This is a genomic window from Cupriavidus sp. 10L43_2 (assembly GCF_056395265.1).
In genome coordinates, this window is sequence record NZ_JBFTJE010000005.1 from 293,021 (window position 1) to 315,130 (window position 22,110).

The window sequence follows — 22,110 nt, forward strand, 5'->3', positions numbered from 1 at the left end:
TGAAAATCAACATATCGGGCGGTCGAAACCGGTATTTTTTCCGGTAGAATGCGCCCCTTCACAGACAGGTCCGTGTTTCTATGAAAACCACCTTCCTGGATTTTGAACAGCCGATTGCCGAGCTCGAGGCAAAAATCGAAGAACTGCGCTTTGTGCAGGATGACTCGGCTGTAGATATTTCCGAAGAGATTTCGCGGCTGGCCGGCAAGAGCCAGCAGCTGACCAAAGACATTTACGCCAACCTGACCCCGTGGCAGGTTGCGCAGATCGCCCGCCATCCGCAGCGTCCGTACACGCTGGACTACGTGCGGGAGATCTTCACCGACTTCCATGAACTGCACGGCGACCGCGCTTTCGCGGACGACCTGTCCATCGTCGGCGGCCTGGCCCGCTTCAATGGCCAGGCGTGCATGGTGCTTGGCCACCAGAAGGGCCGTGACACGAAGGAGCGCGCGCTGCGCAACTTCGGCATGTCCAAGCCCGAGGGCTACCGCAAGGCCAAGCGCCTGATGGAGCTGGCGGACAAGTTCGGCCTGCCGATCTTCACCTTCGTCGATACGCCGGGCGCATTCCCGGGCATCGACGCCGAGGAGCGCGGCCAGTCGGAAGCCATCGGTCACAACCTGTTTGTGATGGCCGGCCTGAAGGTGCCCCTGATCGCCACGATCATCGGCGAAGGCGGCTCGGGCGGCGCGCTGGCGATTGCCGTGGGCGACGTGGTGCAGATGCTGCAATTCGCTACCTATGCGGTGATCTCGCCGGAAGGCTGCGCTTCCATCCTCTGGAAGACCGCCGAGAAGGCACCGGAAGCCGCCGAGGCACTGGGCCTGACCGCGCACCGCCTGAAGGCGCTGGGCCTGATCGACAAGATCGTGAGCGAGCCGCTGGGCGGCGCGCATCGCGATCCGAAGAACATGGCGACGATGCTCAAGCGCTCGCTGGCGGAATCGCTGCGCCAGTTCCAGGGCATGAGCGTCAAGGAACTGCAGGCACGCCGGCACGAACGGCTGATGGCCTATGGCAAGTTCAAGGAAACCGGCGCCCAGGAATGACGGGCGCGCCGGTGTGGTGCCGTTGACCGCACCCCTGACCGACAAGGTCGCACGGGCTCTCCAGGCCGGTGCGGCCTTTGTTGTTTCTGGCGGCGCGGCGCCGGTCACGGTGGCCGTGGCGCTCTCGGGCGGGCGCGATTCGGTGGCCTTGCTCCATGCCACGCGCGCCGCGGTGGCCCAAGGCACGGCGCTGGCCTCGGCCGTGCGCGTGGTGGCGCTGCACGTCCATCACGGCCTGCAGGCGCCGGCCGACGACTGGGAGCACTTCTGCGCGACGCTGTGCCGCGAGGCGCAGGTGCCGCTGGTCACCGAGCGCGTGACCGTGCAGGCGCTGGCGGGCGAGGGCATCGAGGCCGCCGCGCGCCGGGCCCGGTATGCCGCGCTCGGGCGTATGTGCCGGGCGCACGGCGCCGCGCTGCTGCTGTTCGCCCATCATCGCGACGATCAGGTGGAAACGGTGCTGATGCGGCTGTTCCGCGGCGCTGGCGTGGCTGGTATGGCCGGCATGCCCGCGCGGCGGCCGCTGGACGCGCAGGGCGACGTGCAACTGCTACGGCCCTGGCTCGATGTCTCGCGCGACGAGATCGACGCCTATTGCGCCGCGCACGGGCTGTCGTGGATCGAAGATCCTTCAAATGCCGATACCCGCTTCGTCCGCAATGCCCTGCGCGCACAACTGCCGGCGCTGCGCGAGGCCTTCCCCGCGCTGGTCGAGAACGTGCTCCAGGCCGCCTCGCATTTCGGCCAGGCAGCGGCCATGCTCGACGGGCTCGCGGCCGGTGAGCTGGCCCGTCTCGTCTCGCCGGGGCGCGACGCGGACACCCTTGCTGAACTCGATCTGGCCGGCCTGCGTGCCTTGCCCTCCGGCCACGCCGACGCCGTGCTGCGCCACTGGCTGCGCGACCTCGGCGCGCAACCGCCTTCCACAGCGCGGTTGGCCGCGATGCGGGCACAACTGATCGAGCGTGACGGCGGCGAGCCCGCCATCGCGCATGACGGACTGGTGCTGCGGCGTTTCCGCGACAAGGCGCTGGCCTGCCGCGCGGTGCCGGACGCCGCGCCGGCAGCGTTCGAATTCCTCTGGCACGGCGAGGAACGCATCGTGGTGCCGGCATGGCGGGGTGCATTGCGATTCACGCGCGACGACACCTTCGGCGTGCCGGAAGCGGTGCTGCACGGCCCGCTGCGGCTGGCGGCCCGGCAGGGCGGTGAACGGATCGTGCTGCGGCCCGGCGGCCCGGCGCGCGCGCTCAAGCAGGCCTACCAGGAGGCCGCCGTGCCGGCGTGGCGGCGCGCCTGGCTGCCGCTGCTGTGGAGCGGCGCCCAAGTCGTGCTGGCAGCCGGGCTCGGCATGCATCGCCGCTGGCCGGCCGATGCGCCCCATGCGCCACGCTGGCGCGTGGAGTGGGTGGAACTCGACTAGGCTCCCATCGGGAGCAAGGGCTGCGCCCCGCCACAGCCTTGCCTGACGGCCGGCGATCGTGTATTTTCAAGGGCTTTGCACAATCGCTGGCGTCGACAAGAAGATGGCTCTCATCGTTCACAAATACGGCGGCACTTCGATGGGTTCCACGGAACGCATCAAGAATGTCGCCAAGCGCGTGGCCAAGTGGCACCGCGCCGGTCACCGCGTTGTCGTGGTGCCTTCGGCCATGTCGGGTGAAACCAATCGCCTGCTGGGCCTTGCCAAGGAAATTTCCGCGCAGCCTGACCCGCGTGAACTGGACATGCTGGCCTCCACTGGCGAGCAGGCCAGTGTGGCCCTGCTGGCCATCGCGCTGCACGGCGAAGGCATCAACGCGGTCAGCTACACGGGCTGGCAGGTGCCGGTGAAGACCGATTCGGCCTACACCAAGGCGCGGATCGAGTCGATCGACGACGAGCGCATCCTGGGTGACCTGGACGCCGGCCGCGTGGTCGTGATCACGGGCTTCCAGGGCATCGACGACAGCGGCAACGTCACCACGCTGGGCCGTGGTGGCTCCGATACCTCGGCCGTGGCCATCGCCGCCGCCATCGAGGCTGACGAGTGCCTGATCTATACCGACGTGGACGGCGTGTACACGACCGATCCGCGTGTGGTCGAGGACGCCCGCCGCCTGGACCAGATCACCTTCGAGGAAATGCTGGAAATGGCCAGCCTGGGTTCGAAGGTGCTGCAGATCCGCTCGGTGGAGTTCGCCGGCAAGTACCGCGTGAAGACGCGCGTGCTCTCGTCGCTGACCGACCCCCTGATGCCGCTCGAGCAGGAAATGCACTCGGGCACGCTGATTACTTTTGAGGAAGAGTCTGACATGGAAGCAGCCGTCATCTCCGGCATCGCCTTTGCCCGTGACGAAGCCAAGATCACCGTCCTGGGCGTGCCGGACAAGCCGGGCATCGCCTACCAGATCCTGGGCCCGATCGCCGACGCCAATATCGACGTCGACATGATCATCCAGAACCAGTCCGTGGACGGCAAGACCGACTTCACGTTCACGGTGCCGCGCGGCGAGTACCAGCGCGCGCTGACCATCCTGACCGACAGCGTGAAGGGCCATATCGGCGCCGCCAGCGTGTCCGGCGACCCGAAGGTGTCGAAGGTGTCGGTAGTGGGCGTGGGCATGCGCTCGCACGTGGGCATCGCCAGCAAGATGTTCCGCACGCTGTCGGAAGAAGGCATCAACATCCAGATGATCTCCACCTCGGAAATCAAGATCTCGGTGCTGATCGACGAGAAGTACATGGAGCTGGCCGTGCGCGCGCTCCACAAGGTGTTCGAGCTGGATCAGGCGTGATCTGGTGAGTGTTGTGTCTGGCGGGGTAGGTGTCGCGTTTTTTGCGCGATTGGTCATGGAAATGTCATTGACCAGTTGAGACGACCCCGCTAGAATACGCGCTTCGTTGTGCGGCCTCCCTCGCACAACGCAAGTTTGGGAGACGTGGCCGAGAGGTCGAAGGCACTCCCCTGCTAAGGGAGCATCCGGGCCAAAACCTGGATCGAGGGTTCGAATCCCTCCGTCTCCGCCACTACATCGTAATGGCGGCGAACCCCGGAAGATCGCGGTCTTCCGGGGTTTTGTTTTTTCTGGCGCGGGTTTTTCGGACACGACACTGACGAGGCCGATTCCGCCCGACCCGCTCAAGCGAATCGGGGCGGCCATGCAGACGCGCATGAATCTGGCGGCGGCCTGCGGCGAGGTTTGATGCGGTGCGGCATGCTAGGATGGACGCCTCCGTTTTTCGCGCTGCCCCGCCCCCATGAATACGCTCTACGCGACGCTTGGCGTACCGTCCGATGCTACGCTCGACGAGATCAAGCTCGCCTATCGCCGCGCGGCGATGAAGTGGCATCCGGACCGCAACCCCGGTCGCGAAACCGAGGCGCATGCCGCCTTCCAGCAGATTCGCGATGCCTATTCGATCCTGTCCGATGCCGAGCAGCGACAGGTCTACGACGACGTCTTCGAACGCGAAACGCGCCGCTGGGAAGCCGAGCATGCGGCCGAGGAAGCCGAGGCGCGCGAGGTGCAGGAAGCGGCCAGGCGTGCGGCACAGGAGCACTACGAGAAGATGGTCGCCGTCGCCATGCGTTTTGCCGACGATGGGCACACCCGCGACGTTCTGTTCGGTGTGCTACTGGGCCGGGATTGCGAGGCGGACCTTGCCGGACGCATTGCCGACAGCGTCTGGGCGCTGCACGAGTCGCGCAAGGCCGCGGACGCAGCCGCCCCGTCACCCGAGGCCGCCCCTGCGGAAGCGGAAAAGCCCGTCAGTGCGTTCGAGACGTTCTGGCAGGGGATGTTCCGGTTCCGCTAGCCGCCCCGCGTCTCACTCGACCTTGATGTTGGCGGTCTTGACGACCTCGCCGTACTTCTTCAGGTCCGCCTGGATCTGCTTGCCAAACGCCTCCGATGAATTGCCGACCGGCACGATGCCCAGCGTGGCGAGCCGTTCGCGCGTCTCAGGCTGGTTGACCACGACGTTCAACTCCTTCGACAGTCGGTCGACGATCTCTTTTGGCGTCTTGGCGGGGGCCAGCAATCCCACCCACGAGTCGTTGACCAGGCCTGTGACGCCGGATTCCTCCAGCGTTGGCACATCCGGCAGCGTCGATACGCGGCTCGCGCCGGAGACTGCAATCGCGGTGGCCTTGCCGGTTTTCACATATTGCTGCGCGCCGGCCACGGCCGTGTACAGCACCGGCAGCGTGCCGCCCACCAGATCACCCATCGCCTGGCCGCCGCCCTTGTAGGGGATGTGCGTCATCTTCAGTCCGGTGCGGGCCTTGAGCAGCTCGCCGGCCAGGTGCGGCGTGCTGCCGGTGCCGGCGCTACCGTATGACAACCCTTCAGGCCGGGTCTGCGAATACGCGACGAGTTCCTTCAGGTTCTTTGCCGGTACGGACGGGTGGGTAATCAGGATCAGCGCCGCATCGCCAATCTTGCCGATGGGCACGAAGTCCTTGACCGGGTCGAACGGCACTTTCGGAAAGACATGCGGATTGATGACGATGGTGCCGTCGAAAGCGAGTAGCAGCGTGTAGCCATCTGGCGCCGACTGGGCCGCCATCGCGCTGCCGATATTTCCCGAGGCACCGGGCTTGTTGTCGACCACGATCTGCTGGCCAAGGCGCTGGCCCAGCCTGTCCGCAATGACGCGCGCGCTGGTATCCGACACGCCGCCCAGCGCGAACGGCACGATCAGCCGGATCGGGCGCGACGGGTACTCTTGCGCGAAGGCGCTGGTGCCAGATAGGGCAGGCGTGGCGACGGCAATGGCGCATAGCGCCTTGACGAGGGTACGGCGGTGCATAGGGTCTCCTCCTGATGCAACAGTGAGTTCGGCGGTATTCGCCTGTTATCTGCAATCTGGTGCTGCGGAACCACGGGTACGGCTTCTGTGCGATCAGACGACGATGGGCGTGGTGGCGCCATCGATCGACAGGATCGCCCCCGAGATGTAGGACGCGCGCGCCGACGCGAGAAACAGCACGGCATCGGCGATCTCTTCGGGCGCGGCAAGCCGCCCGAGCCCGGTGCGTTCGTTGGCCTTGCCGAGGGCCTCGTCGACGGTTGTGCCAGCCAGCTTCGCTTCGGCTTCCAGGCCCTGTTGAAGCCGCTCGGTGCGGGTGGCTGACGGGTTGAGGGCGTTCACCCGCACCCCGGACCGGCCATACACGCTGGCCAGCCCTGCCGTGGCCAGCATCAGGGCGGCATTGGCGGCGCCGCCAGGCAAATGGGTCGGGCTCGCCACCTTGCCGCCCATGCCGACGACATTGACGATGGCGCCGTGGCCGGCCTGGGCCATCCGCTTGATGACCGGGTCGATGACGTGCATGTAGCTGAAGTACTTCGCGTCCATCGCATCGCGCCACGACTGGGGCGTCAGCTCCGCAGGCGGGGTGCGGCGCGCACCCCCGGCGGACGTGACCAGGATGTCGATCCCGCCCAGTGCGGCGGCTGCGGCGTCGACGGCGTGCGCGGCCTGCGCCGCGTCACTGAGGTCGGCCGCAACCGTGAAGGGATCGGCGCCCGGCGCATCGGCCACCAGTGCGCTCCGCGCGGCGGCGAGATTGGCCTCGCTGCGTCCGATGATCGCGACCTTGGCACCTTCACGCAGGAACGCTTGAGCGCAAGCGAGCCCAATGCCGCGGCTGCCGCCAGTGATCAGTACGCGCTTTTCGGTCAGTTCAAGATTCATGGGGTTTTCCTATTCGGGCTGGATGCCACCGCGTTTGGCCACGTCGGCCCATTTCCGCGTTTCCTTGTCGAGGAAGGCGCGAAACTCCGTCGGTGGGGTCAGGACGATGGTAGCCCCTTGGTCTTTCATCTGCTTGGCGAGTGCCGGGTCCTGCGTGACCTGCTGCAGGTCGTGATGGATCTGTTCCACGATGGCCGGAGACATGCCCGCCGGCCCGAACAGGCCATACCAGTTCAGCGATTCCACGCCATCGAGTCCGGCCTCCTTGAACGTCATCGCATCGGGGAAGAGGGACATGCGCTGATCCGCCGCCACGCCGATCACGCGCAGATTGCCGCTTTGCACGTGGGGCAATGCCGTCAGCACGCTGGTGAATCCGGCGCCGACATGGCCGCCGATGACATCGACCATGATCTGTGCGCCGCCCTTGTACGACACCGGAATGGTCTTGAGATTGCCCGCCTGGCGCAGCAGCTCGCCGGTCAGTCGCGTTTGGCCTTCCGAATAACCGATGCCGAGCGGCTGGCTACGGGCGGCACTGACGAGGTCGGTCAGCGATTTCGCAGGGTTGGACTTCGATACCACCAGCACCATCGGCGAGATGGCGAGGCGTGTGATGGGGGAGAAGCCACGCACCGTGTCGTAGGGCAGGCTTTTCATCAGCACGGGATTGATCGCGTGCGAGCCCACCACCATCAGCAGCGTGTAGCCGTCCGGGGCGGACTTGTGAACGTGACTGGAGCCGATCACGCCGTTGGCGCCGGGCCGGTTGTCCACCACCACCGACTGCCCCCAACGCTCGGACAGCTTCTGCGCGACCAGGCGGCTGACGATATCGGTGCCGCCACCGGGCGCATAGGGCACGACCAGCGTGACGGTCTTTTCCGGCCACTTCGCGGCGGCGTGGCCAGAAGCCAGCGCGGCGGTACAGGCCATGGCGCCCAGCACGCCTCGAATCCAGCGAATGTTCTTCATCAGGTGTCTCCTTCCTATATGGGTCTTGTCTGACCGGATGCTCGGCGGCATCCGTGTCGGCCTTACGTGCCGCTTTTACCGCGTTGGTTCTGCTGGCGCCGCAGCCATGCGATGGAGCGGCCGCCAAGGGGCCGATCCAGCAGCGATTCGGCGAATGTCACCGCATCGAGCAGTCCGTCGAGCGAAATCCCGGTACGCAGGCCGCACTGCTCGGCCATCAGCACCAGGTCTTCGGTGGCCAGGTTGCCTGCCGCGCCGGGGGCAAACGGACAGCCGCCGATGCCGCCCACGCTGGCGTCGAAGCGGCGCACGCCAGCCTCCAGCGCGGCCCATGCGTTGGCGACGCCCAGGCCGCGCGTGTCATGCAGATGCACGGCCAGCGTGCCGGGGTCGAGTGCTTGTGCCAACGTAGCCATGCGCCATTTGACGGCGGCGGGCGCTGCAGCGCCGATGGTGTCGGCGATGACGATCTCTTCCGCGCCGGCGTCCCGCATGCGGCAGGCCAGACGCAACACCGTATCGAGATCGACGGGGCCTTCGAACGGGCAGTCGAACGCGACCGCCACATAGGCACGCGTGCGCAGGCCGAGTTCGCGCGCCCGCACCAGTGTCTGTTCGCTGACATCGGTGGCCGCGTCCAGCCCCATATTGATGTTGCGCTGGTTCATCGTCTCGGTGGCGGAGAGCACCACCGCGATCTCGGTGGCGCCGGCGCCATGCGCGCGTTCCAGGCCCTTGAGATTCGGCACCAGCGTGGAGAGCCGCAGGTCCGGGCACTGCGCCGCAGCGCGCTGGACCACGTCCGCCGCGTCGGCCATCTGCGGCACGGCCTTCGGTGAGACGAAGCTGGTGGCTTCGACGCTCCGTACGCCGGCACGCGCCAGCAGGCGGATCAGTTCTACCTTGGCATCGGTGGAGATGGCGACGGCCTGGTTCTGCAGCCCGTCGCGCGGTGCGACGTCAGTGATGACGATGTCCGGCGTGGCGTGGCGCTGTGCGTCGCTCATGCCACGGCTCCGGCTTCGCGCAGCCGCGCAATCTGTGCGTCGTCATAGCCCAGCGTGTCGCGCAGCACCGTGGCCGTATGCTCGCCCAGCGCGGGCGGACAGGTATAGGCGGCCGTGGTCACCCCGGAAAGCTTCACCGGATTGCCGGGCATCCGCACGGTCTCGCCGGTCTTCAGGGGCACCTCGACAATCATGTCGCGCGCCTCCACCTGCGGCTCGCGCAACGCATGCGCGAAATCGTTGACGGGCCCACACGGAATGCGCGCCTGCCGCAAACGGGCCAGCCAGTAGGCCGACGACTCGGCGCGCAGTTCGTTGGTGATGATGGCGTCGATCCGCGCCTTGTCGGCATAGCGGCCCGGCTGCTTCAGGTACTCGGGCGCGCGCAGTTCGGGATGATCGATCACGCTCAGGAAGCGTTCGAAGAACGCGTCGCCGATGCAGGCAATGATGATGTGGCCGTCGCTGGTCGGATAGGTGTTGTACGGCACGTGCACGAAATGGCTGTTGCCGATACGTTCGGGCACCAGGCCGGACATCAGGTGCATCGTCGCCATGTAGTTCAGCAGCGAGATCTGGGCGTCCAGCATCGAGATGTCCACGTGCTGGCCCACCCCGGTCTGCTCGCGCGCCGCCAGCGCCGCCAGCACGCCGATGGCGCCGAATACCCCGCCGCCCAGATCCCCAACGGGGATGCCGCTGCGTACCGGCGGGCCATCCGACATGCCGGTGATGGACATGCCGCCACCCATGGCCTGCACCACCTGGTCGAACGCGGGCTGCTGCCGGTCCGGCCCGGTCTGGCCGAAGCCGGTGACGGAGCAGGTGATGATGCGCGGGTTGACCTTGGAGAGCGATGCGTAATCGATACCCAGCCGCTCCGTCACGCCAGCGCTGAAATTGTCGAAGACAACGTCGGCATTGCGCACGAGATCCAGAAACACCGCCCGGCCTGCCTCGGACTTCAGGTCCACGCACACGCTTTCCTTGTTGCGGTTCAGCGTGAGGAAGTACGCACCCATCCCGTCGCGGGCGTAGTCCTCGCTCTCCGCCAGCAATTTGCGCGTGCCCTCTCCGGTGCCGGGGGGCTCCACCTTGATCGTGCGGGCACCCAGGTCGGCCAGCAGCATGGTGCCGTACGGGCCCGAGAGCATATGGGTCAGGTCAAGTACGGTGATGTGTCCTAGCGCCTGCATGGCTTCCTCCGTGTTCGTATGGAGGGTTCAGTGCAATCGGTGTGCCAGTGCCTGAGGAGTTCGCTAAGTAACTGATTCATAACGGAATGGGAGAGGAAGGATGACGTTCCGCATGTTTCATGAAACACTGTTGAGACATTTCATGAAACGGCCGTGAAACGCTCGTGCGATGGTCACGAGAGGCGCCGCAGCGCCCGGAGGCGGCCGACGAGGAGACCCATGCGCAACACTTCCCCTGAGCGCGGCAGCCTGCCGCGGCTTTGTTTTATCAGTTACAAGCACCTCAGCCGCTTCGCCATGACGGTGCTGGACGAGTTCGCCGACCGCGCCACGATCGAGGTGGTCAATGGTTCATTCGAGGCCGCACTGGACGCCGCGCACGAGCGCCTGCGCGAGGGGGCGGCTGACGTCTTCGTCAGCGCCGGGGCGAACGCCACGATCCTGCGCAACGCGCTCGATGCACCCGTCGCCACCATCAAGCTCAGTGGCTTCGACATTCTGGTGGCGCTCCTCCAGGCACGGCATATTTCGAACCGGGTAGGCGTGGTGATGTACGGCGAGTGCATTCCCGAACTGGATGCGGTCCGCGAGTTGCTCAATATCGAGGTGGCGCAGTACGCGTACCGCACCCCTGACGAGGCACGGCAGTGCTTCGAGCGGCTCGTGCGTGACGGCTATGAGGTGGTGGTGGGTTCCAGCATCGTCATGGAGCTGGCGGAGCAGTACGGCATCCAGGGGCGCCTGGCCTACTCGATCAATGCGGTGCGCCAGGGGATTGAGGACGCCATCGAACTGGCGCGCGTGGCCCGCCTGGAAGCGGGGCGCTATGACCAGCTCAACGGCGTGCTGCACAACCTGCAGGAGGCCGTGCTGGCCGTCGACCGCGACAATCGCGTGATTGCCGTCAACCCGCCGATGGAAATGCTGCTGGGCCGCGTCAAGGCGAGAATGATCGGCCAGCATCTGGAGGACATCGAGCCGGCGCTGTCGCTGCAATCCACGCTGGCCAGCGGCATGCAGGAGCGGGGCAGCGTGTTTCGCTTCGCGCAGCGCGACTGGATCGCCAATCGCACCCCGATCCGCGAGCATGGCGACACGGTGGGCGCGGCCATTACGCTCTATGACGCGCGCAATATCCAGGATGCGGATGCCAGCCTGCGCAGCCAGCAGCGCCGGCATCCGCGCAATGCGCGCAACCGCTTCGACAACCTGATCGGCGCCAACCCGGCCTTCGAACGCGCCTGCGCGACGGCGCGGCGCTATGCCGGGACGGATCTCACGGTGCTGCTATCTGGCGAGAGCGGGGTGGGCAAGGAGCAGTTTGCGCAAGCGATTCATAACGAGAGCAAGCGCGCCGCCAAGCCGTTCGTCGCCATCAACTGCGCGGCCTTCCCGGAGGCGCTGCTGGAAAGCGAGCTGTTCGGCTACGACGAGGGCGCCTTCACCGGATCGCGCCGTGGGGGCAAGCGCGGGCTGTTCGAATCGGCCCATACCGGCACGCTGTTTCTCGACGAGATTGGCGATATGCCCGTCTCGCTGCAGACGCGGCTGCTGCGCGTGCTGCAGGAGCGCGAGATCCTGCGTCTGGGCGGTGCCATACCGATTCCGGTCGACGTGCGGATTATCGCGGCGACGCATCAGCCGCTGCCGCAGTTGATCGCCTCCAGGCAGTTCCGTCAGGATCTCTACTACCGTATCAACACGCTGCAACTGGCGTTGCCACCGCTGCGCGAGCGCCGCGAGGACATCGCCTTGCTCGCCACATTCCTGCTGCGGCGCTCGCTGGACCGGCTGGACTCGCGCCTCGACGCACCGGCCCTGGTCGCGCGCTTGCTGCCAAGGCTGCAGGCGCACGCCTGGCCGGGCAATATCCGTGAGCTGGAGAATATCTGCGAGCGGATGGCGGTGTTCTTCTCGCAATGGGAGGATCTGGAGCACATTGCGTTCGACGAACTGCATCACGATTGCCCGGAACTGTTCGGGGCGGCCAGCATCATGGCGCCACCACCCGAGCTTGCGCCGTCATCATCGACCGCGCCCCGTGCACGCGTGCTGGAAGTGCTGGCCGAGTGTGGCGGCAATCGTCAGCAGGCGGCGCAACGGCTGGGCGTGAGCCGCGCGACGTTGTGGCGTTGGGAGAAGGCGGCCACGGCACAGGTTGGATAGGCTCGCTCCGCGCGACGCGATCGATCCAGTGCTGGAGTTTCTCGCGCACATCTGCCAAGATTGCGCCCCCTCTAAGATCACCGGCGAACTCGCGCAGTCTCATGGCCTCAAGCAAAGCTCACCACGCCACCGGATGGGCGGCGGCCGTCATCGCTGCAGTGGTCATCGCGAAGACCGGCAGCGAAGGGTGGGGCTGGGCCAGCATAGCGGGGTTTGTGGCGGCGATGCTGGGCAGCACCGCGCCAGACTGGATGGAAGTGGCATGGTGGTCGAGGTCGCGTCGGCTGTGGATTACCCATCGCACCTGGACGCATTGGGGCATCGCGTGGATTGGCCTCCTGCTATGGGCCTACCACGCGCTGGGCACCCATCCGCTGGCCGCACCCGCATTCGGCTTTGCCTGCGGGGGCGTCATGCACTTGCTGGCCGACTGGCCGAACCCGCTGGGCGTACCGTGGATCGCGGGGCGCCATTCGCTGAACTGGTGGAAGAGCGGGCGGTGCGACCTTCTCATCGTCGCGGCTTCATGGCTGATCGCCCTCGCGGTATCCCGCGAGTTCTGGCTGCATGGCGGCCATCCCCTCGCAATCGTCCGGCATCTGCGGACGCACTTCTGACACGCCGGGACGGTGATCCGGCGCCGCTAGCATCGCCGGAAGATCGCGGTCTTCCTATTCCCTCGGCTGGAAATAAAGATTGATGTGGGCGGGCGCCACGCCGTTGTCGTCGCGCGGCAGCGGGTTGGAGCGTGCCACGGCGCGCAGCACGGCGTTGTCCCAGCCGGTGTGTCCGCTCGAGCGGGCCAGCCGGGCCTCCAGCACGGTGCCGTCCGGTGCCAGATGCACTGCGACCACGGCGGTGGGATTGTCGGGCAGGTCTCCATCGAAGAGGATGTTGGGCGTGACCCGGCGTCGCACCTTGTCCGCATAGCCCGGCGACGTGGTGCCGCCTGTGCCGGCACCGTCGCCGGGGCGGCTGCCTGCACCGCTTGCACTGGCTGTGGCGGCTGCGGTGGCCGCAGCGGCCTGACGCTCGGCGTCGCGGAGGTTTTGCTCACGCTGCTGCGCTTGCGCGGCGGCTTCGAAAGCCTTCGCGGCTTCGGCTGCCCTCGTGGCTTCAAGTGCCTTGGCGGCCTTGGCTGCCGCACGGCGTTTCTCGGCCTGCAAGGCAATGTCGGGCCTGTCTTCCGATTTCAGCTCGGGTTCCAGCTTCCGTTCCAGCTTCCGTTCCGGCTGCGGGACCACGGGCTTCGTCTCGACCACGGTCTGCGGCGGATTTTCGGGGATCGCGTCCCACAACTCGGCTTCCACGCCGACCGGGGTCCGGCTCTGCCAATGGACCGCGTAATAGAGCCACAAGCCCAGCAGCACGTGGATAAACAGGGCCAGCAGGAAGCTCGGCAGGGTTCCCCGTTCCAGTGGCTTTCGACCTGACATGGCATCTCCGCGATTCATGCCCTTGATCTGACCATAGTCCCGCCGTCGGGCGATTTCAACCTGCCCCGGAGGCGCCTTTCCACTGGCGCTGGATGCGCGCGGCGTCGTCCGCGTCGGACGTGGCAACGTCCAGCCAGCCGGGAATGTGCCGGTCGGGGAGGCGCTTCGGTTCGGCCATGAGCAGATGAGCGATTTCGGATAGGATGCTGCGCGGCGCTGCGCTATTGTCGCGAGCGGCCATGTTGACCCCCGCACACTATTTGATTGATCGCCCCCGCGCACGGCAGTTGCGTCTCCGCAACGCCATCGCCCCCAACCGATGACGAAACTTCTCAAGGAGGACGGCGCGATTGCGCTGGCAGACAGCATCCCCGACGCTGTTTTCCTGGTCGACCAGACCGGGCAGATCCGCTACGCCAACACGGTGTGCGAGGAGATCCTCGGCTACCGGCAGTCCGATCTGGTCGGCCAGCTGGTGCTCGAACTGGTGGTGCCGGCGGACCGGGAGAAGACGCTGCGCGAGGCCGGCCGGGTCCTGGCTGGCAACAAGCGCGTGGGCTTCGAGAATCGCTACCGGCACCGAAACGGTGCGGACGTCCATCTGTCCTGGTCGGCCCAATGGCACGCGGCGCACGAGCTGCGCATCGGCGTGGCCCGGGACGTGACCGCGCAGCGGCAGACGCCGGCCATCCCTCCGCATCCCCCCGACCATGCCAGTCGGCTCGACGCGCTCGCCCCCCACGAACGCAGGGTGCTGAACCTGCTGCTGACCGAAGCCGGCGAGAAGCAGATCGCCGAACAGCTCGGGCTGGCGGTCTCCACCACGCACTCCTACATCACCGGCATCTATCGCAAATTCGGCGTGCGCGGCCGGGCGGGGCTGATGAGCCTGTGGCTGCGGCACCTGCTGCACGACTGACGCCCCGGCAAAAAAACGCCGGCCCGAAGGCCGGCGCAGAGTGATGCCCGGATGTTGCGCGATGTCAGGACGCGCGGCGGCACGTGCCCTGGAGGATGCTGCCGAGCGACAGGTTGAGCCACGCCAGCGAGTCGGTGCCCGTTTTCAGGAAGACATGGGCGAAGGTGGGCGGATCGGCGGCCGGGTCGCCCGGCTCGGCATCCAGGTCGCCATCGGCGGCGATTGCCACACCGTTCAGCGTGACGTCATCCTGGAACCTGTTCAGCATCAGCGGCAGCGTGAGCGCCCTGCTGGCGACGGTGAGCTTGCCACCGGCGACGGTCAGCGTCTCCCGCACCATTGTGCCGTCCAGTACTGCCGTCGCGCCGTCCACAACGCGGTTGGCGTAAGAGCAGGCCCACGTGCCGTCAAGCTCCCCGGCCACCAGCGCGCGGGCGGGCTGGATGGTCCAGGTGCCGGTGGCGACCGCTCCCGCCTCGGCGTAGTTCATGTCAAAGCGCATGCCGCCGTTCGGGTTGACGAACAGCCGGCCACGGAAGTAGCCGCCGCCGTTCATCACCAGGTCGAATGCACCCGGAAAGCGCGTCTGGTCGGCCAGGGTCAGCTTGCCCAGTTGCGGGGTGGCGCAGGTGACGAGGTCCGCGCTGTTGCAAAGCTGCACGTTGCCGTCGGTGTCGAAGCGCATGCCGGCCGGCGTGCTCGCGGGGCCCGCTAGCGGCTTGCCGGTGGCCTGGTCGTAGATGGCGAAGTTCATCAGCACGTTGTAGGTGCCGGCCAGGCTGCTCAGCGCCGGCGGGTCGATGGTGACCGCGCTCGCGGCGATATCGCCGGCCAGCAGGCCCGTGCTGGTGCCCAGCAGGTTCGGCAGGCCGGTGATCTCGCCAACCAGGCCGTCGGCCCCCTGGTGGAAGCTCAGGCCGATGCCCGCCAGCTTGGCGGTCAGGTTGGCCGGGGGCGGGTCCGCGCTATCGGCCACGAGGCCGCTCACGGTGAAATTGCCTTCCGTGTTCGTGTAGTTGCCGATGACCGTGCCGCGCAGGCCGAAGGCCGAATCGATAAAGCTGAGGGTGAGCTTGCCGCGCGACGGGGCGTCCACGGTGAGGGCGATGGTGTCGCCGAAGGACAGCGTGCCCGAGTACTTGACCGGTACTGGCGCCGGCGGCTCGGCGGGAGCCGCCGGCGTCTCTGTTTGCACGGGCGCCTGCCCGTCGCTGCCCCCGCAGCCGGCCAGGGCAGCCCCCACGACCAGCGCGCCCATCAGATATTTCCACTTCAGCATGACTAACCCCTTCTTCCCATTGTTCGTTTGTCTTGTCGACGCCAGACGTAGCTGGCGGCGGGAGCAAACGGTAACAAGGATCCGGGGCGCCTCACCATCCTGCTAATCAGAGGGGCGCTGGTCGAAGGTCGCTGGCTGGGCCGGTTATTCCGCCTCGATCCCGGCCTGCTTCACGACCTTGCCCCACTTCGTCAGGTCGGACTGGATCACCGCCGCGTAGGCTTGCGGCGTGCCGCCCTGCACCTCGATACCCGCCGCTTCCAGCTTGGCGCGCACCTCGGGCAGCTTCAGCGCCGCGTTGATCTCGGTGTTGAGCTTGGCGACGATCTCCTTCGGCGTGCCGGCCGGGGCCAGGAAGCCGCCGTTGGTGTTGGCGTCGTAGCCCTTGAGCCCCTGTTCCTCGGCCGTCGGCACATTGGGCAGGGTCTTGGAGCGATTCCGGGTGGAGACCGCCACGGCGCGCACGTTGCCCGCCTTCACCTGCTCCTGGATGGCGCTGATGGTGTCGATATAGAGCGCCGTGCGGCCGGCCACCAGATCTGGGTGGGCGGCGGACGAGCCCTTGTAGGGCACCAGCAGCACCGGCGCGCCGCTGACCATGCGGAACATCTCGGCGGCCATCTCCTGCGCGCTGCCACGGCCGGACGTGGCCACCTTGGCTTCGCCCGGGTTGGCCTTCATCCACGTCACCAGTTCAGGCATGGTCTTGACCGGCAGCTTCGGGTAGATCGCGAACACCAGCGGAATCTCGTGGGTGTAGACGATGGGCTCGAAGCTCTTCTGCGGGTCCCAGCCGAGGTTCTTGAACAGGAACTTGTTGATGTTGTGGCTGCCGCCCACGATGCCGATGGTGTAGCCGTCCGGCTTGGCGTTGGCCAGCACCGCCGTGCCGAGGTTGTTGGAGGCGCCCGGGCGGTTCTCGACGATGAACGGCTGGCCGAACTTGACCGAGAGCTTCTCGCCCACGACCCGCGCGATCAGGTCGATGCCGCCGCCGGCCGGGGCCGGGACGATGATGGTGACCGGGCGGCTCGGGTAGTTGGGCTGCGCCGAGGCCATCCCCGGCGCCACGATCAGCGTGGTGGACAGCGCAGCGGACAGGCCAAGGGTCTTGATGAAAGGGGTGAATTGCATCGTTGTCTCCGTTCGATTTCTGGTCAACTCTTGTTAACTCTGTGATGTCAGCCGCGCCCGACGAAGGGCATCGCGCTGGCCATGACGGTCATGGTCAGGACGTTGGCCTCAAGCGGCAGCGAGGCCATGTGGCGCACGGCATTGGCGACGTGGGTGGCATCCATCATCGGCTCCGGCGCGGTGGTGCCGTTGGCCTGCAGCACGCCGCGCGTCATGCGTTCGGACAGTTCGGTCAGGGCGTTGCCGATGTCGATCTGGCTGGCCACGATGTGGTAGGCGCGGCCGTCCAGCGCCAGCGCCTTTGTCAGCCCGGTGACGGCATGCTTGCTGGCCGTGTACGGCGCCGTGAACGGGCGCGGCGTGTGCGCGGAGATCGAGCCATTGTTGATGATGCGCCCGCCCTGCGGGGACTGCCGGCGCATCAGGCCGAAGGCGGCCCGCGCGCACAGGAAGACGCCCGTGACGTTGGTGTTGATCACGTTGAACCACTTGTCCAGCGGCAGCTCGTCCATCGGCACGGCCGGGGCGTTGACGCCGGCGTTGTTGAACAGCAGGTCCAGCCGGCCGAACTCGCGCTCGATGGTGTCGAACAGGGCCTGCACGCTGGCCGCGTCGGTCACATCGGTGGGCGCGGCCATGGCGGGCTGGCCGCGTTCGGCGGCCTCGGCGGCCAGCGCCTGCAGCGGCTCGGCACGCCGGCCGGCCAGCACGACGGTCCAGCCGTCATTGAGCAGGGCGATGGCCGTCAGGCGGCCTACGCCGCTGCCGGCGCCGGTGACGAGGGCGATCTTGCGGGGTGCGTTCAAGGGGGTCTCCTATATATATATGGTGGCGGATGGCCTTCAGCGGGCGACGGTCAGCGCTAGCTCGCCGATGCCTGCCACGCTGGCCTGGATGACATCGCCGGGCTGCAAGGGCCCGACGCCGACCGGCGTACCGGTGAAGATCAGGTCGCCCGGCATCAGCGCCACGGATCGGGACAGCATCGCCACCAGTTCCGGCACCGACCAGAGCAGGCCGGAGAGGTCCGCGCGCTGCCGCTCGACACCGTTCACGGCGAGCTGGATCGTCCCTTCGCGCGGATGGCCGCAAGTCGCGGCGGGCACGAGGGCGCTGCACGGCGCCGAGTGGTCGAAGGCCTTGGCGGGCTCCCAGGGGCCGCCGACGCGCTTGGCTTGCTGCTGCAAGTCGCGCCGGGTCAGGTCCAGCCCGACGGCATAGCCCCAGATGTGCTGCGCCTCGGCCTGCGCCGGGTCGATGTCACGCCCGCCCCGGCCGATGGCCACGACCAGTTCCACCTCGTGGCAGAACTCGGTCGTCTCCGGCGGATAAGGCAGCTCGCCCCGGGCCGGCCCCACGGCGGTCGCCGGCTTCATGAACCAGGCGGGCATCTCGGTGGGCGCCGGCTCCGCCGGGTCCCATCGATAGTTGCGGCCGATGCAGAAGACCCGGGCGATGGGAAACCGCGCCGTGTCACCCGAGACAGGCAGCGAGACCGGCGGGGCAGGTGGGAAGACGAAATCCATCGTGATCGCTCAGGTGGTCAGGCTCATGGCGGGACGCTCGCCCGCCAGGCCTTGCGCCACGCTGTCCAGCACCATCTGCACCATGGCGCCGCGCGTCTCCCAGGTGGCGCTGGCGCGGTGGGCCTGCAGCGTGGTGCGGTCCGACTGGCGCAGCGCCAGCGGCACGCGCGGTTCGTCGACGAACACATCGAGGCCCGCGCCCGCGATACGCCCGGCGGCGATGGCATCGGCCAGATCCGTTTCATTGACCAGCCGGCCGCGCGCCACGTTGATGAGGTAGCCCTGCGGGCCGAGCGCTTCCAGCACGGCGGCATTGATGATGCCCTCGGCCTTGTCGGCGGCGGCGCACATCACCAGCGCATCGCTCTCGCGGGCCAGATCCAGCAGGTCCGCCACGAAGGTGTGCGGCACGTCGTCCATCGCGCGCAGGTCGGTGTAGCGGATGGGGCAGCCGAAGGCCGCCGCCCGCGTAGCCACGGCGCGGCCGACGCGGCCCATGCCGACGATGCCCACGCGCATGCCGCTGAAGCGGCGCGCCAGCGGGATGGCGCTGGGCTGCGGATGCAGTTCCCACTGGCCGTCCCGCACGAAGCGGTCGCCCGCGCAGATATTGCGGCAGGCGGCAATCAGCAGGCCGATGGCCAGATCGGCCACGTCTTCGGTCAGCGCGCCCAGCGTGGCGGTCACCGCAAGACCGCGTTCGCGGCAGTAGGCCAGGTCCACCGCATCGGTGCCCACGCCATTGATGGCGACCACCTTCAGGGCCGGCAACTGCTCCAGCATCGCCCGCGAAATCCCGGTGTGCCCGCCGGTGATCACCGCCTGGATGGATGCGGCGTGCTCGCGCAGCCAGCCCGCCTGGTCGGCAATCTCGAAGTACTTGTGCACCACGTAGCGGCTGGCCAGTTCGTCATTGGCCGCCGGGATCAGGATCGGGTTCAGCTGGAGGATTTGCGGCTTCATGTGCGTGAGGCTTTGGGTGTTGATGATGGATGCATGGTATGTAATAGTTGATTCACGAGGCAAGATTGATATATAAAATCAATATAAATTCGCACGGGAAGCGTCAACATGGGAACCTGGATATCGATGGATGAGGCGTGCAGCCGACTTGGCGTGCGGCCGCAAACGCTCTATGCCTATGTCAGCCGGGGCAAGCTGGAGGTCATGTCCGATCCCGCCGACACACGGCGCAGCCTCTATCGGGCCGAGGATGTGGCCGGCCTCGCCAGGCGCAAGCAGGCCGGGCGCAAGCACGAGACGCTGGCCACCAACACGCTGTTCGGCGCGGAGCCGAGCATCCCCACCGCGCTCTCGACCTTCGTGCGCGAGCGGCTGTACTACCGGGGGCAGGACGCCGTGACGCTGGCCGGATCCGCCACGCTGGAAGAGGTGGCGCACCTGCTGTGGGACGCCGAGCAGGTCGTCGACTTCTCATCGATGGCCGGCGTCGCCGAGCCCGGGCGCGTGGCGGCCTTCCATACGCTGGCCACGCTGGCGGCCACGGGCCATTCCACACATGGGCGCATGACGCGGGTGTTGCATCTGGAAGCGCAGGAGTTGGTGGGCCAGCTGGCCAATGCCTTCGGCGCGCAGGCGGGGCAGCAGCCCTTGCACCTCCGCTTTGCGCAGGGGTGGCAGCAATCGCCGAAGGTGGCGGATCTGCTGCGGACCGCGATGGTGCTGCTGGTGGACCATGAGCTGACCAGCTCGGCCTTCGCCACGCGTATCGCGGCATCCACGGGCGCCTCGCTGCCGGCCTGCCTGCTGGCCGGGCTGACCACGCTGTCCGGGCCGTTGCACGGCGATGCGTCCGGCCGCGTCAAGGCGCTGTTCAATGAGGTGGAGCGGCTGGGCGAGGATCAGGTGATTGCCCACTACCTGTCCACCGGGTTGCCGCTGGCCGGGTTCGGCCATCATCTCTATCCCGATGGCGATCCGCGCGCGATGGCGCTGCTGGCCCTGTTCGATCCGCCCGACGTGATCACGCGCTTTATCGAGAAAGCCACCCGGCTGACCGGCCTGCAGCCCAATATCGACGTGGCGCTGGCGGCGCTGTCCATCCACTACCGCCTGCCGGACGACGCCGCGTTCGCCATGTTCGCCACGGCGCGCAGCATCGGCCTGCTGGCGCACAGTCTGGAGCAGCTGGGGGTGGGGCAGGTGATCCGCCCGCGCGGGCGCTACATCGGGATCATGCCGTAGCGGGCGGGAAGGTTATCGCTTCGGGTACACCACCTGCCAGTCTTGCTTCATGCTGATGACGGTCCAGTTGCGCGCCTGCGCGGCGTCCAGCGCCTTGTCCAGCTTGCCGATCTTTGACGCGCGGTCGTAGGCGAATTCCCGCTCGGCATCGTCGTGATGGACGAGCACGGCCAGGCGCGGGCCGTCGCCGGTGGTGGTGTATTCCAGCATGTGGAAGTCGCCATCCGAGTTGCCCACGGCCAGGATCGGCCGGCGGCCAATATGGCGATAGATGCCAACCGGCTTGCCCGGGCCATCGTTGATGAACTCGATCTTCGGGTCACGCACCAGCGCCGGCTTGCCATTCAACGTGCCATAGTGCAGCGCCTGCGATGAGCCCACCACCTGCTCGGGCGGAATCCCGTACGCCTGCTCCACCCACGGCCGCATGAACTCGATGGTCCCGCCGGACACGATATAGGTCTTGAACCCGTTCGCGCGCAGGTAGGACAGCAGTTCCAGCTGCGGCTGGTAGACCAGATCGGTGTAGGGCCGGTTGAACTTCGGATGGCGCGCGCTGGCGATCCACGCGCGGATGGTCTTGTCGTAGTCATCCACATTCATGCCGCTGTTGGCGACGGCAATCAGCTGCAACAACTGCTTCTCGTTGGCGATCACCTTGGCCATGTCGTTGGCCATCAGGGCCTTGAAGGCGGGGTTGTTGCGCCATTCCGGATGCTGCGGCGCGGCGGCCTTGACCTGATCGAGCAGGAAGAAGAACTGGAAGTAGAGCGGCTGCTCGCTCCACAGCGTGCCGTCATTGTCGAAGGCCGCCACGCGCTGCTCGGTCGGCACGAAGTTAGGCGAGCCCTGGCGGGTCACGTCGGTGACGAATTTGACGATGGCTTGCTTCGCGGGGCCGTCGCGCCAGGAGGGCAGGGCGTCCGTCTGCTGGGCGGAGGGGGTCGCCGAGTTGGCGGCCGGGTCCGCGGGCGCGGTCGAGCATCCGCTCAGTCCCACTCCGGACGCCGCCAGCGCGAGCAGCATGGCGGCGGTGGCGGCGACACGTGGCAGATCGGCTTGGCACCAGCGCGAAGGGAAGCGCATCGAGGTCTCCTGTGATGGATTGGATACATCCCAATATAGGCGGCGCGCGGGCGGGTGTGTAGTTTTTGCCGGTTGGCGGGCGCCACCGGGCCCGTCCCGCCCGGCTGGGCCGTGCGCCGCCGCCGGGTATGAAATTCGCTTCTCTTGATTCCGCTATGTCATGACCGGAGACGCGAAATGACCAAACCAGAGGATGGAAAGCCCGCCGGCAAGCCCACTGAACACGGCGATGCGCACAGTGTCCACCGCCGCAGCGACGGCGGCGTCTGGCCCGATGGCACGCCGCGCGACCCCGCCTCGGGGCCGCCGCACTATGGCGAAGACAACCGCGACCTGAAAAAGCCGCGCGACCACGGCAGCGACTGGGCCACGTCCGACCTCGTGAAGAACGTGCCGGGCAAGGGGCCGGTGCCGGTGGGACACGACCAGCCGAAGAAGTAAATCGAC

The 22,110-nt window shown here is 67.1% G+C and carries 22 protein-coding genes and 1 tRNA gene; 10 read left to right on the plus strand and 13 right to left on the minus strand.

The annotated features are described in order from the left end of the window. Window positions 1–80 precede the first annotated feature (80 nt). From AC1DEL_RS10050 to AC1DEL_RS10070, 5 genes are all read left to right on the plus strand, one after another. Complete coding sequence (locus AC1DEL_RS10050; protein ID WP_092292690.1) at window positions 81–1,052, plus strand: acetyl-CoA carboxylase carboxyltransferase subunit alpha; 972 nt, start codon at window positions 81–83, stop codon at window positions 1,050–1,052. Then, window positions 1,018–2,475: a tRNA lysidine(34) synthetase TilS gene (gene tilS / locus AC1DEL_RS10055; RefSeq protein ID WP_441592103.1), complete on the plus strand. Its 1,458-nt coding sequence runs from the start codon at window positions 1,018–1,020 to the stop codon at window positions 2,473–2,475. Before AC1DEL_RS10050 ends, tilS begins: the two co-directional genes overlap by 35 nt. 103 nt (window positions 2,476–2,578) lie before the next feature. Next, complete coding sequence (locus AC1DEL_RS10060; protein WP_092292692.1) at window positions 2,579–3,829, plus strand: aspartate kinase; 1,251 nt, start codon at window positions 2,579–2,581, stop codon at window positions 3,827–3,829. Between the two features lie 138 nt (window positions 3,830–3,967). Next, window positions 3,968–4,061 (plus strand) — tRNA-Ser (locus AC1DEL_RS10065). Between the two features lie 231 nt (window positions 4,062–4,292). After that, window positions 4,293–4,850, plus strand: coding sequence for a J domain-containing protein (locus AC1DEL_RS10070; RefSeq protein WP_477105002.1), 558 nt, complete (start codon window positions 4,293–4,295; stop codon window positions 4,848–4,850). Between the two features lie 12 nt (window positions 4,851–4,862). Here AC1DEL_RS10070 and AC1DEL_RS10075 read toward each other — a convergent pair whose 3' ends face one another. The 5 genes from AC1DEL_RS10075 to AC1DEL_RS10095 form a co-directional block, all read right to left on the minus strand. Further along, the gene (locus AC1DEL_RS10075) at window positions 4,863–5,846 is read right to left on the minus strand and encodes a Bug family tripartite tricarboxylate transporter substrate binding protein (RefSeq protein ID WP_477125561.1); all 984 of its coding nucleotides are present in this window, start codon (window positions 5,844–5,846) and stop codon (window positions 4,863–4,865) included. 93 nt (window positions 5,847–5,939) lie between these two features. Next, window positions 5,940–6,734 carry an SDR family oxidoreductase gene (locus AC1DEL_RS10080; protein ID WP_477125560.1) on the minus strand — a complete coding sequence of 265 codons (795 nt, stop codon included), beginning with the start codon at window positions 6,732–6,734 and terminating at the stop codon, window positions 5,940–5,942. 9 nt (window positions 6,735–6,743) lie between these two features. Beyond that, the gene (locus tag AC1DEL_RS10085; RefSeq protein WP_092292700.1) at window positions 6,744–7,709 is read right to left on the minus strand and encodes a Bug family tripartite tricarboxylate transporter substrate binding protein; all 966 of its coding nucleotides are present in this window, start codon (window positions 7,707–7,709) and stop codon (window positions 6,744–6,746) included. Window positions 7,710–7,771: 62 nt separating this feature from the next. Continuing rightward, window positions 7,772–8,716 carry a hydroxymethylglutaryl-CoA lyase gene (locus AC1DEL_RS10090; RefSeq protein WP_441592108.1) on the minus strand — a complete coding sequence of 315 codons (945 nt, stop codon included), beginning with the start codon at window positions 8,714–8,716 and terminating at the stop codon, window positions 7,772–7,774. Beyond that, a complete protein-coding gene (locus AC1DEL_RS10095) occupies window positions 8,713–9,912 on the minus strand; it encodes a CaiB/BaiF CoA transferase family protein (RefSeq protein WP_092292704.1) in 1,200 nt (399 codons plus the stop codon). Before AC1DEL_RS10095 ends, AC1DEL_RS10090 begins: the two co-directional genes overlap by 4 nt. A gap of 219 nt (window positions 9,913–10,131) precedes the next feature. Between AC1DEL_RS10095 and prpR the strand changes: the two genes are divergently transcribed. Together prpR and AC1DEL_RS10105 are read left to right on the plus strand one after the other, a co-directional pair. Then, the gene (gene prpR, locus AC1DEL_RS10100) at window positions 10,132–12,078 is read left to right on the plus strand and encodes a propionate catabolism operon regulatory protein PrpR (RefSeq protein ID WP_477125559.1); all 1,947 of its coding nucleotides are present in this window, start codon (window positions 10,132–10,134) and stop codon (window positions 12,076–12,078) included. A gap of 101 nt (window positions 12,079–12,179) precedes the next feature. After that, window positions 12,180–12,695, plus strand: coding sequence for a metal-dependent hydrolase (locus tag AC1DEL_RS10105; protein ID WP_092292708.1), 516 nt, complete (start codon window positions 12,180–12,182; stop codon window positions 12,693–12,695). 54 nt (window positions 12,696–12,749) lie between these two features. On the opposite strand, the gene tolA is transcribed toward AC1DEL_RS10105, so the two are convergent. Both tolA and AC1DEL_RS10115 read right to left on the minus strand, forming a co-directional pair. Continuing rightward, the gene (gene tolA / locus AC1DEL_RS10110) at window positions 12,750–13,514 is read right to left on the minus strand and encodes a cell envelope integrity protein TolA (RefSeq protein ID WP_477112968.1); all 765 of its coding nucleotides are present in this window, start codon (window positions 13,512–13,514) and stop codon (window positions 12,750–12,752) included. A 55-nt stretch (window positions 13,515–13,569) separates the two neighbouring features. Continuing rightward, window positions 13,570–13,755 (minus strand): hypothetical protein, encoded by a 186-nt coding sequence (locus AC1DEL_RS10115; RefSeq protein ID WP_092292712.1) that lies wholly within the window; start codon window positions 13,753–13,755, stop codon window positions 13,570–13,572. Window positions 13,756–13,833: 78 nt separating this feature from the next. Here AC1DEL_RS10115 and AC1DEL_RS10120 point away from each other — a divergent pair, with 78 nt between their 5' ends. After that, window positions 13,834–14,433 (plus strand): helix-turn-helix transcriptional regulator, encoded by a 600-nt coding sequence (locus AC1DEL_RS10120; protein WP_092292714.1) that lies wholly within the window; start codon window positions 13,834–13,836, stop codon window positions 14,431–14,433. 64 nt (window positions 14,434–14,497) lie between these two features. On the opposite strand, the gene AC1DEL_RS10125 is transcribed toward AC1DEL_RS10120, so the two are convergent. From AC1DEL_RS10125 to AC1DEL_RS10145, 5 genes are all read right to left on the minus strand, one after another. Then, window positions 14,498–15,712: a hypothetical protein gene (locus AC1DEL_RS10125; protein WP_477125558.1), complete on the minus strand. Its 1,215-nt coding sequence runs from the start codon at window positions 15,710–15,712 to the stop codon at window positions 14,498–14,500. A gap of 144 nt (window positions 15,713–15,856) precedes the next feature. Further along, the gene (locus tag AC1DEL_RS10130; protein WP_092292718.1) at window positions 15,857–16,846 is read right to left on the minus strand and encodes a Bug family tripartite tricarboxylate transporter substrate binding protein; all 990 of its coding nucleotides are present in this window, start codon (window positions 16,844–16,846) and stop codon (window positions 15,857–15,859) included. A 47-nt stretch (window positions 16,847–16,893) separates the two neighbouring features. After that, window positions 16,894–17,652, minus strand: a complete 759-nt coding sequence (locus tag AC1DEL_RS10135; RefSeq protein ID WP_477125557.1) for an SDR family oxidoreductase — start codon at window positions 17,650–17,652, stop codon at window positions 16,894–16,896. A gap of 36 nt (window positions 17,653–17,688) precedes the next feature. Then, entirely contained in the window at window positions 17,689–18,372 is a 684-nt protein-coding gene (locus tag AC1DEL_RS10140; protein ID WP_441643813.1) for a fumarylacetoacetate hydrolase family protein, read from the minus strand. 9 nt (window positions 18,373–18,381) lie between these two features. Beyond that, window positions 18,382–19,335 carry a 2-hydroxyacid dehydrogenase gene (locus AC1DEL_RS10145; protein WP_477125556.1) on the minus strand — a complete coding sequence of 318 codons (954 nt, stop codon included), beginning with the start codon at window positions 19,333–19,335 and terminating at the stop codon, window positions 18,382–18,384. A gap of 108 nt (window positions 19,336–19,443) precedes the next feature. Between AC1DEL_RS10145 and AC1DEL_RS10150 the strand changes: the two genes are divergently transcribed. Next, complete coding sequence (locus tag AC1DEL_RS10150) at window positions 19,444–20,577, plus strand: citrate/2-methylcitrate synthase (protein ID WP_092292726.1); 1,134 nt, start codon at window positions 19,444–19,446, stop codon at window positions 20,575–20,577. Between the two features lie 12 nt (window positions 20,578–20,589). Here the strand turns inward: AC1DEL_RS10150 and AC1DEL_RS10155 are convergent, their stop codons facing one another. Further along, entirely contained in the window at window positions 20,590–21,663 is a 1,074-nt protein-coding gene (locus tag AC1DEL_RS10155; RefSeq protein ID WP_477125555.1) for an HAD family hydrolase, read from the minus strand. Between the two features lie 177 nt (window positions 21,664–21,840). Here AC1DEL_RS10155 and AC1DEL_RS10160 point away from each other — a divergent pair, with 177 nt between their 5' ends. Further along, window positions 21,841–22,104: a hypothetical protein gene (locus tag AC1DEL_RS10160; RefSeq protein ID WP_092292728.1), complete on the plus strand. Its 264-nt coding sequence runs from the start codon at window positions 21,841–21,843 to the stop codon at window positions 22,102–22,104. Window positions 22,105–22,110: the final 6 nt, after the last annotated feature.

What these genes read in the sequence shown, in the direction of transcription:
- AC1DEL_RS10105 (WP_092292708.1), top strand. Translation starts at nt 12,180, where the DNA reads ATGGCCTCAAGCAAAGCTCACCACGCCACCGGATGGGCGGCGGCCGTC.
- AC1DEL_RS10085 (WP_092292700.1), bottom strand. Translation starts at nt 7,709, where the DNA reads ATGAAGAACATTCGCTGGATTCGAGGCGTGCTGGGCGCCATGGCCTGT.
- AC1DEL_RS10095 (WP_092292704.1), bottom strand. Translation starts at nt 9,912, where the DNA reads ATGCAGGCGCTAGGACACATCACCGTACTTGACCTGACCCATATGCTC.
- prpR (WP_477125559.1), top strand. Translation starts at nt 10,132, where the DNA reads ATGCGCAACACTTCCCCTGAGCGCGGCAGCCTGCCGCGGCTTTGTTTT.
- AC1DEL_RS10155 (WP_477125555.1), bottom strand. Translation starts at nt 21,663, where the DNA reads ATGCGCTTCCCTTCGCGCTGGTGCCAAGCCGATCTGCCACGTGTCGCC.
- AC1DEL_RS10115 (WP_092292712.1), bottom strand. Translation starts at nt 13,755, where the DNA reads ATGGCCGCTCGCGACAATAGCGCAGCGCCGCGCAGCATCCTATCCGAA.
- AC1DEL_RS10140 (WP_441643813.1), bottom strand. Translation starts at nt 18,372, where the DNA reads ATGGATTTCGTCTTCCCACCTGCCCCGCCGGTCTCGCTGCCTGTCTCG.
- AC1DEL_RS10125 (WP_477125558.1), bottom strand. Translation starts at nt 15,712, where the DNA reads ATGCTGAAGTGGAAATATCTGATGGGCGCGCTGGTCGTGGGGGCTGCC.
- AC1DEL_RS10150 (WP_092292726.1), top strand. Translation starts at nt 19,444, where the DNA reads ATGGGAACCTGGATATCGATGGATGAGGCGTGCAGCCGACTTGGCGTG.
- AC1DEL_RS10080 (WP_477125560.1), bottom strand. Translation starts at nt 6,734, where the DNA reads ATGAATCTTGAACTGACCGAAAAGCGCGTACTGATCACTGGCGGCAGC.
- AC1DEL_RS10130 (WP_092292718.1), bottom strand. Translation starts at nt 16,846, where the DNA reads ATGCAATTCACCCCTTTCATCAAGACCCTTGGCCTGTCCGCTGCGCTG.
- AC1DEL_RS10070 (WP_477105002.1), top strand. Translation starts at nt 4,293, where the DNA reads ATGAATACGCTCTACGCGACGCTTGGCGTACCGTCCGATGCTACGCTC.
- AC1DEL_RS10090 (WP_441592108.1), bottom strand. Translation starts at nt 8,716, where the DNA reads ATGAGCGACGCACAGCGCCACGCCACGCCGGACATCGTCATCACTGAC.
- AC1DEL_RS10120 (WP_092292714.1), top strand. Translation starts at nt 13,834, where the DNA reads ATGACGAAACTTCTCAAGGAGGACGGCGCGATTGCGCTGGCAGACAGC.
- AC1DEL_RS10060 (WP_092292692.1), top strand. Translation starts at nt 2,579, where the DNA reads ATGGCTCTCATCGTTCACAAATACGGCGGCACTTCGATGGGTTCCACG.
- tilS (WP_441592103.1), top strand. Translation starts at nt 1,018, where the DNA reads ATGGCAAGTTCAAGGAAACCGGCGCCCAGGAATGACGGGCGCGCCGGT.
- AC1DEL_RS10145 (WP_477125556.1), bottom strand. Translation starts at nt 19,335, where the DNA reads ATGAAGCCGCAAATCCTCCAGCTGAACCCGATCCTGATCCCGGCGGCC.
- AC1DEL_RS10075 (WP_477125561.1), bottom strand. Translation starts at nt 5,846, where the DNA reads ATGCACCGCCGTACCCTCGTCAAGGCGCTATGCGCCATTGCCGTCGCC.
- AC1DEL_RS10160 (WP_092292728.1), top strand. Translation starts at nt 21,841, where the DNA reads ATGACCAAACCAGAGGATGGAAAGCCCGCCGGCAAGCCCACTGAACAC.
- tolA (WP_477112968.1), bottom strand. Translation starts at nt 13,514, where the DNA reads ATGTCAGGTCGAAAGCCACTGGAACGGGGAACCCTGCCGAGCTTCCTG.
- AC1DEL_RS10050 (WP_092292690.1), top strand. Translation starts at nt 81, where the DNA reads ATGAAAACCACCTTCCTGGATTTTGAACAGCCGATTGCCGAGCTCGAG.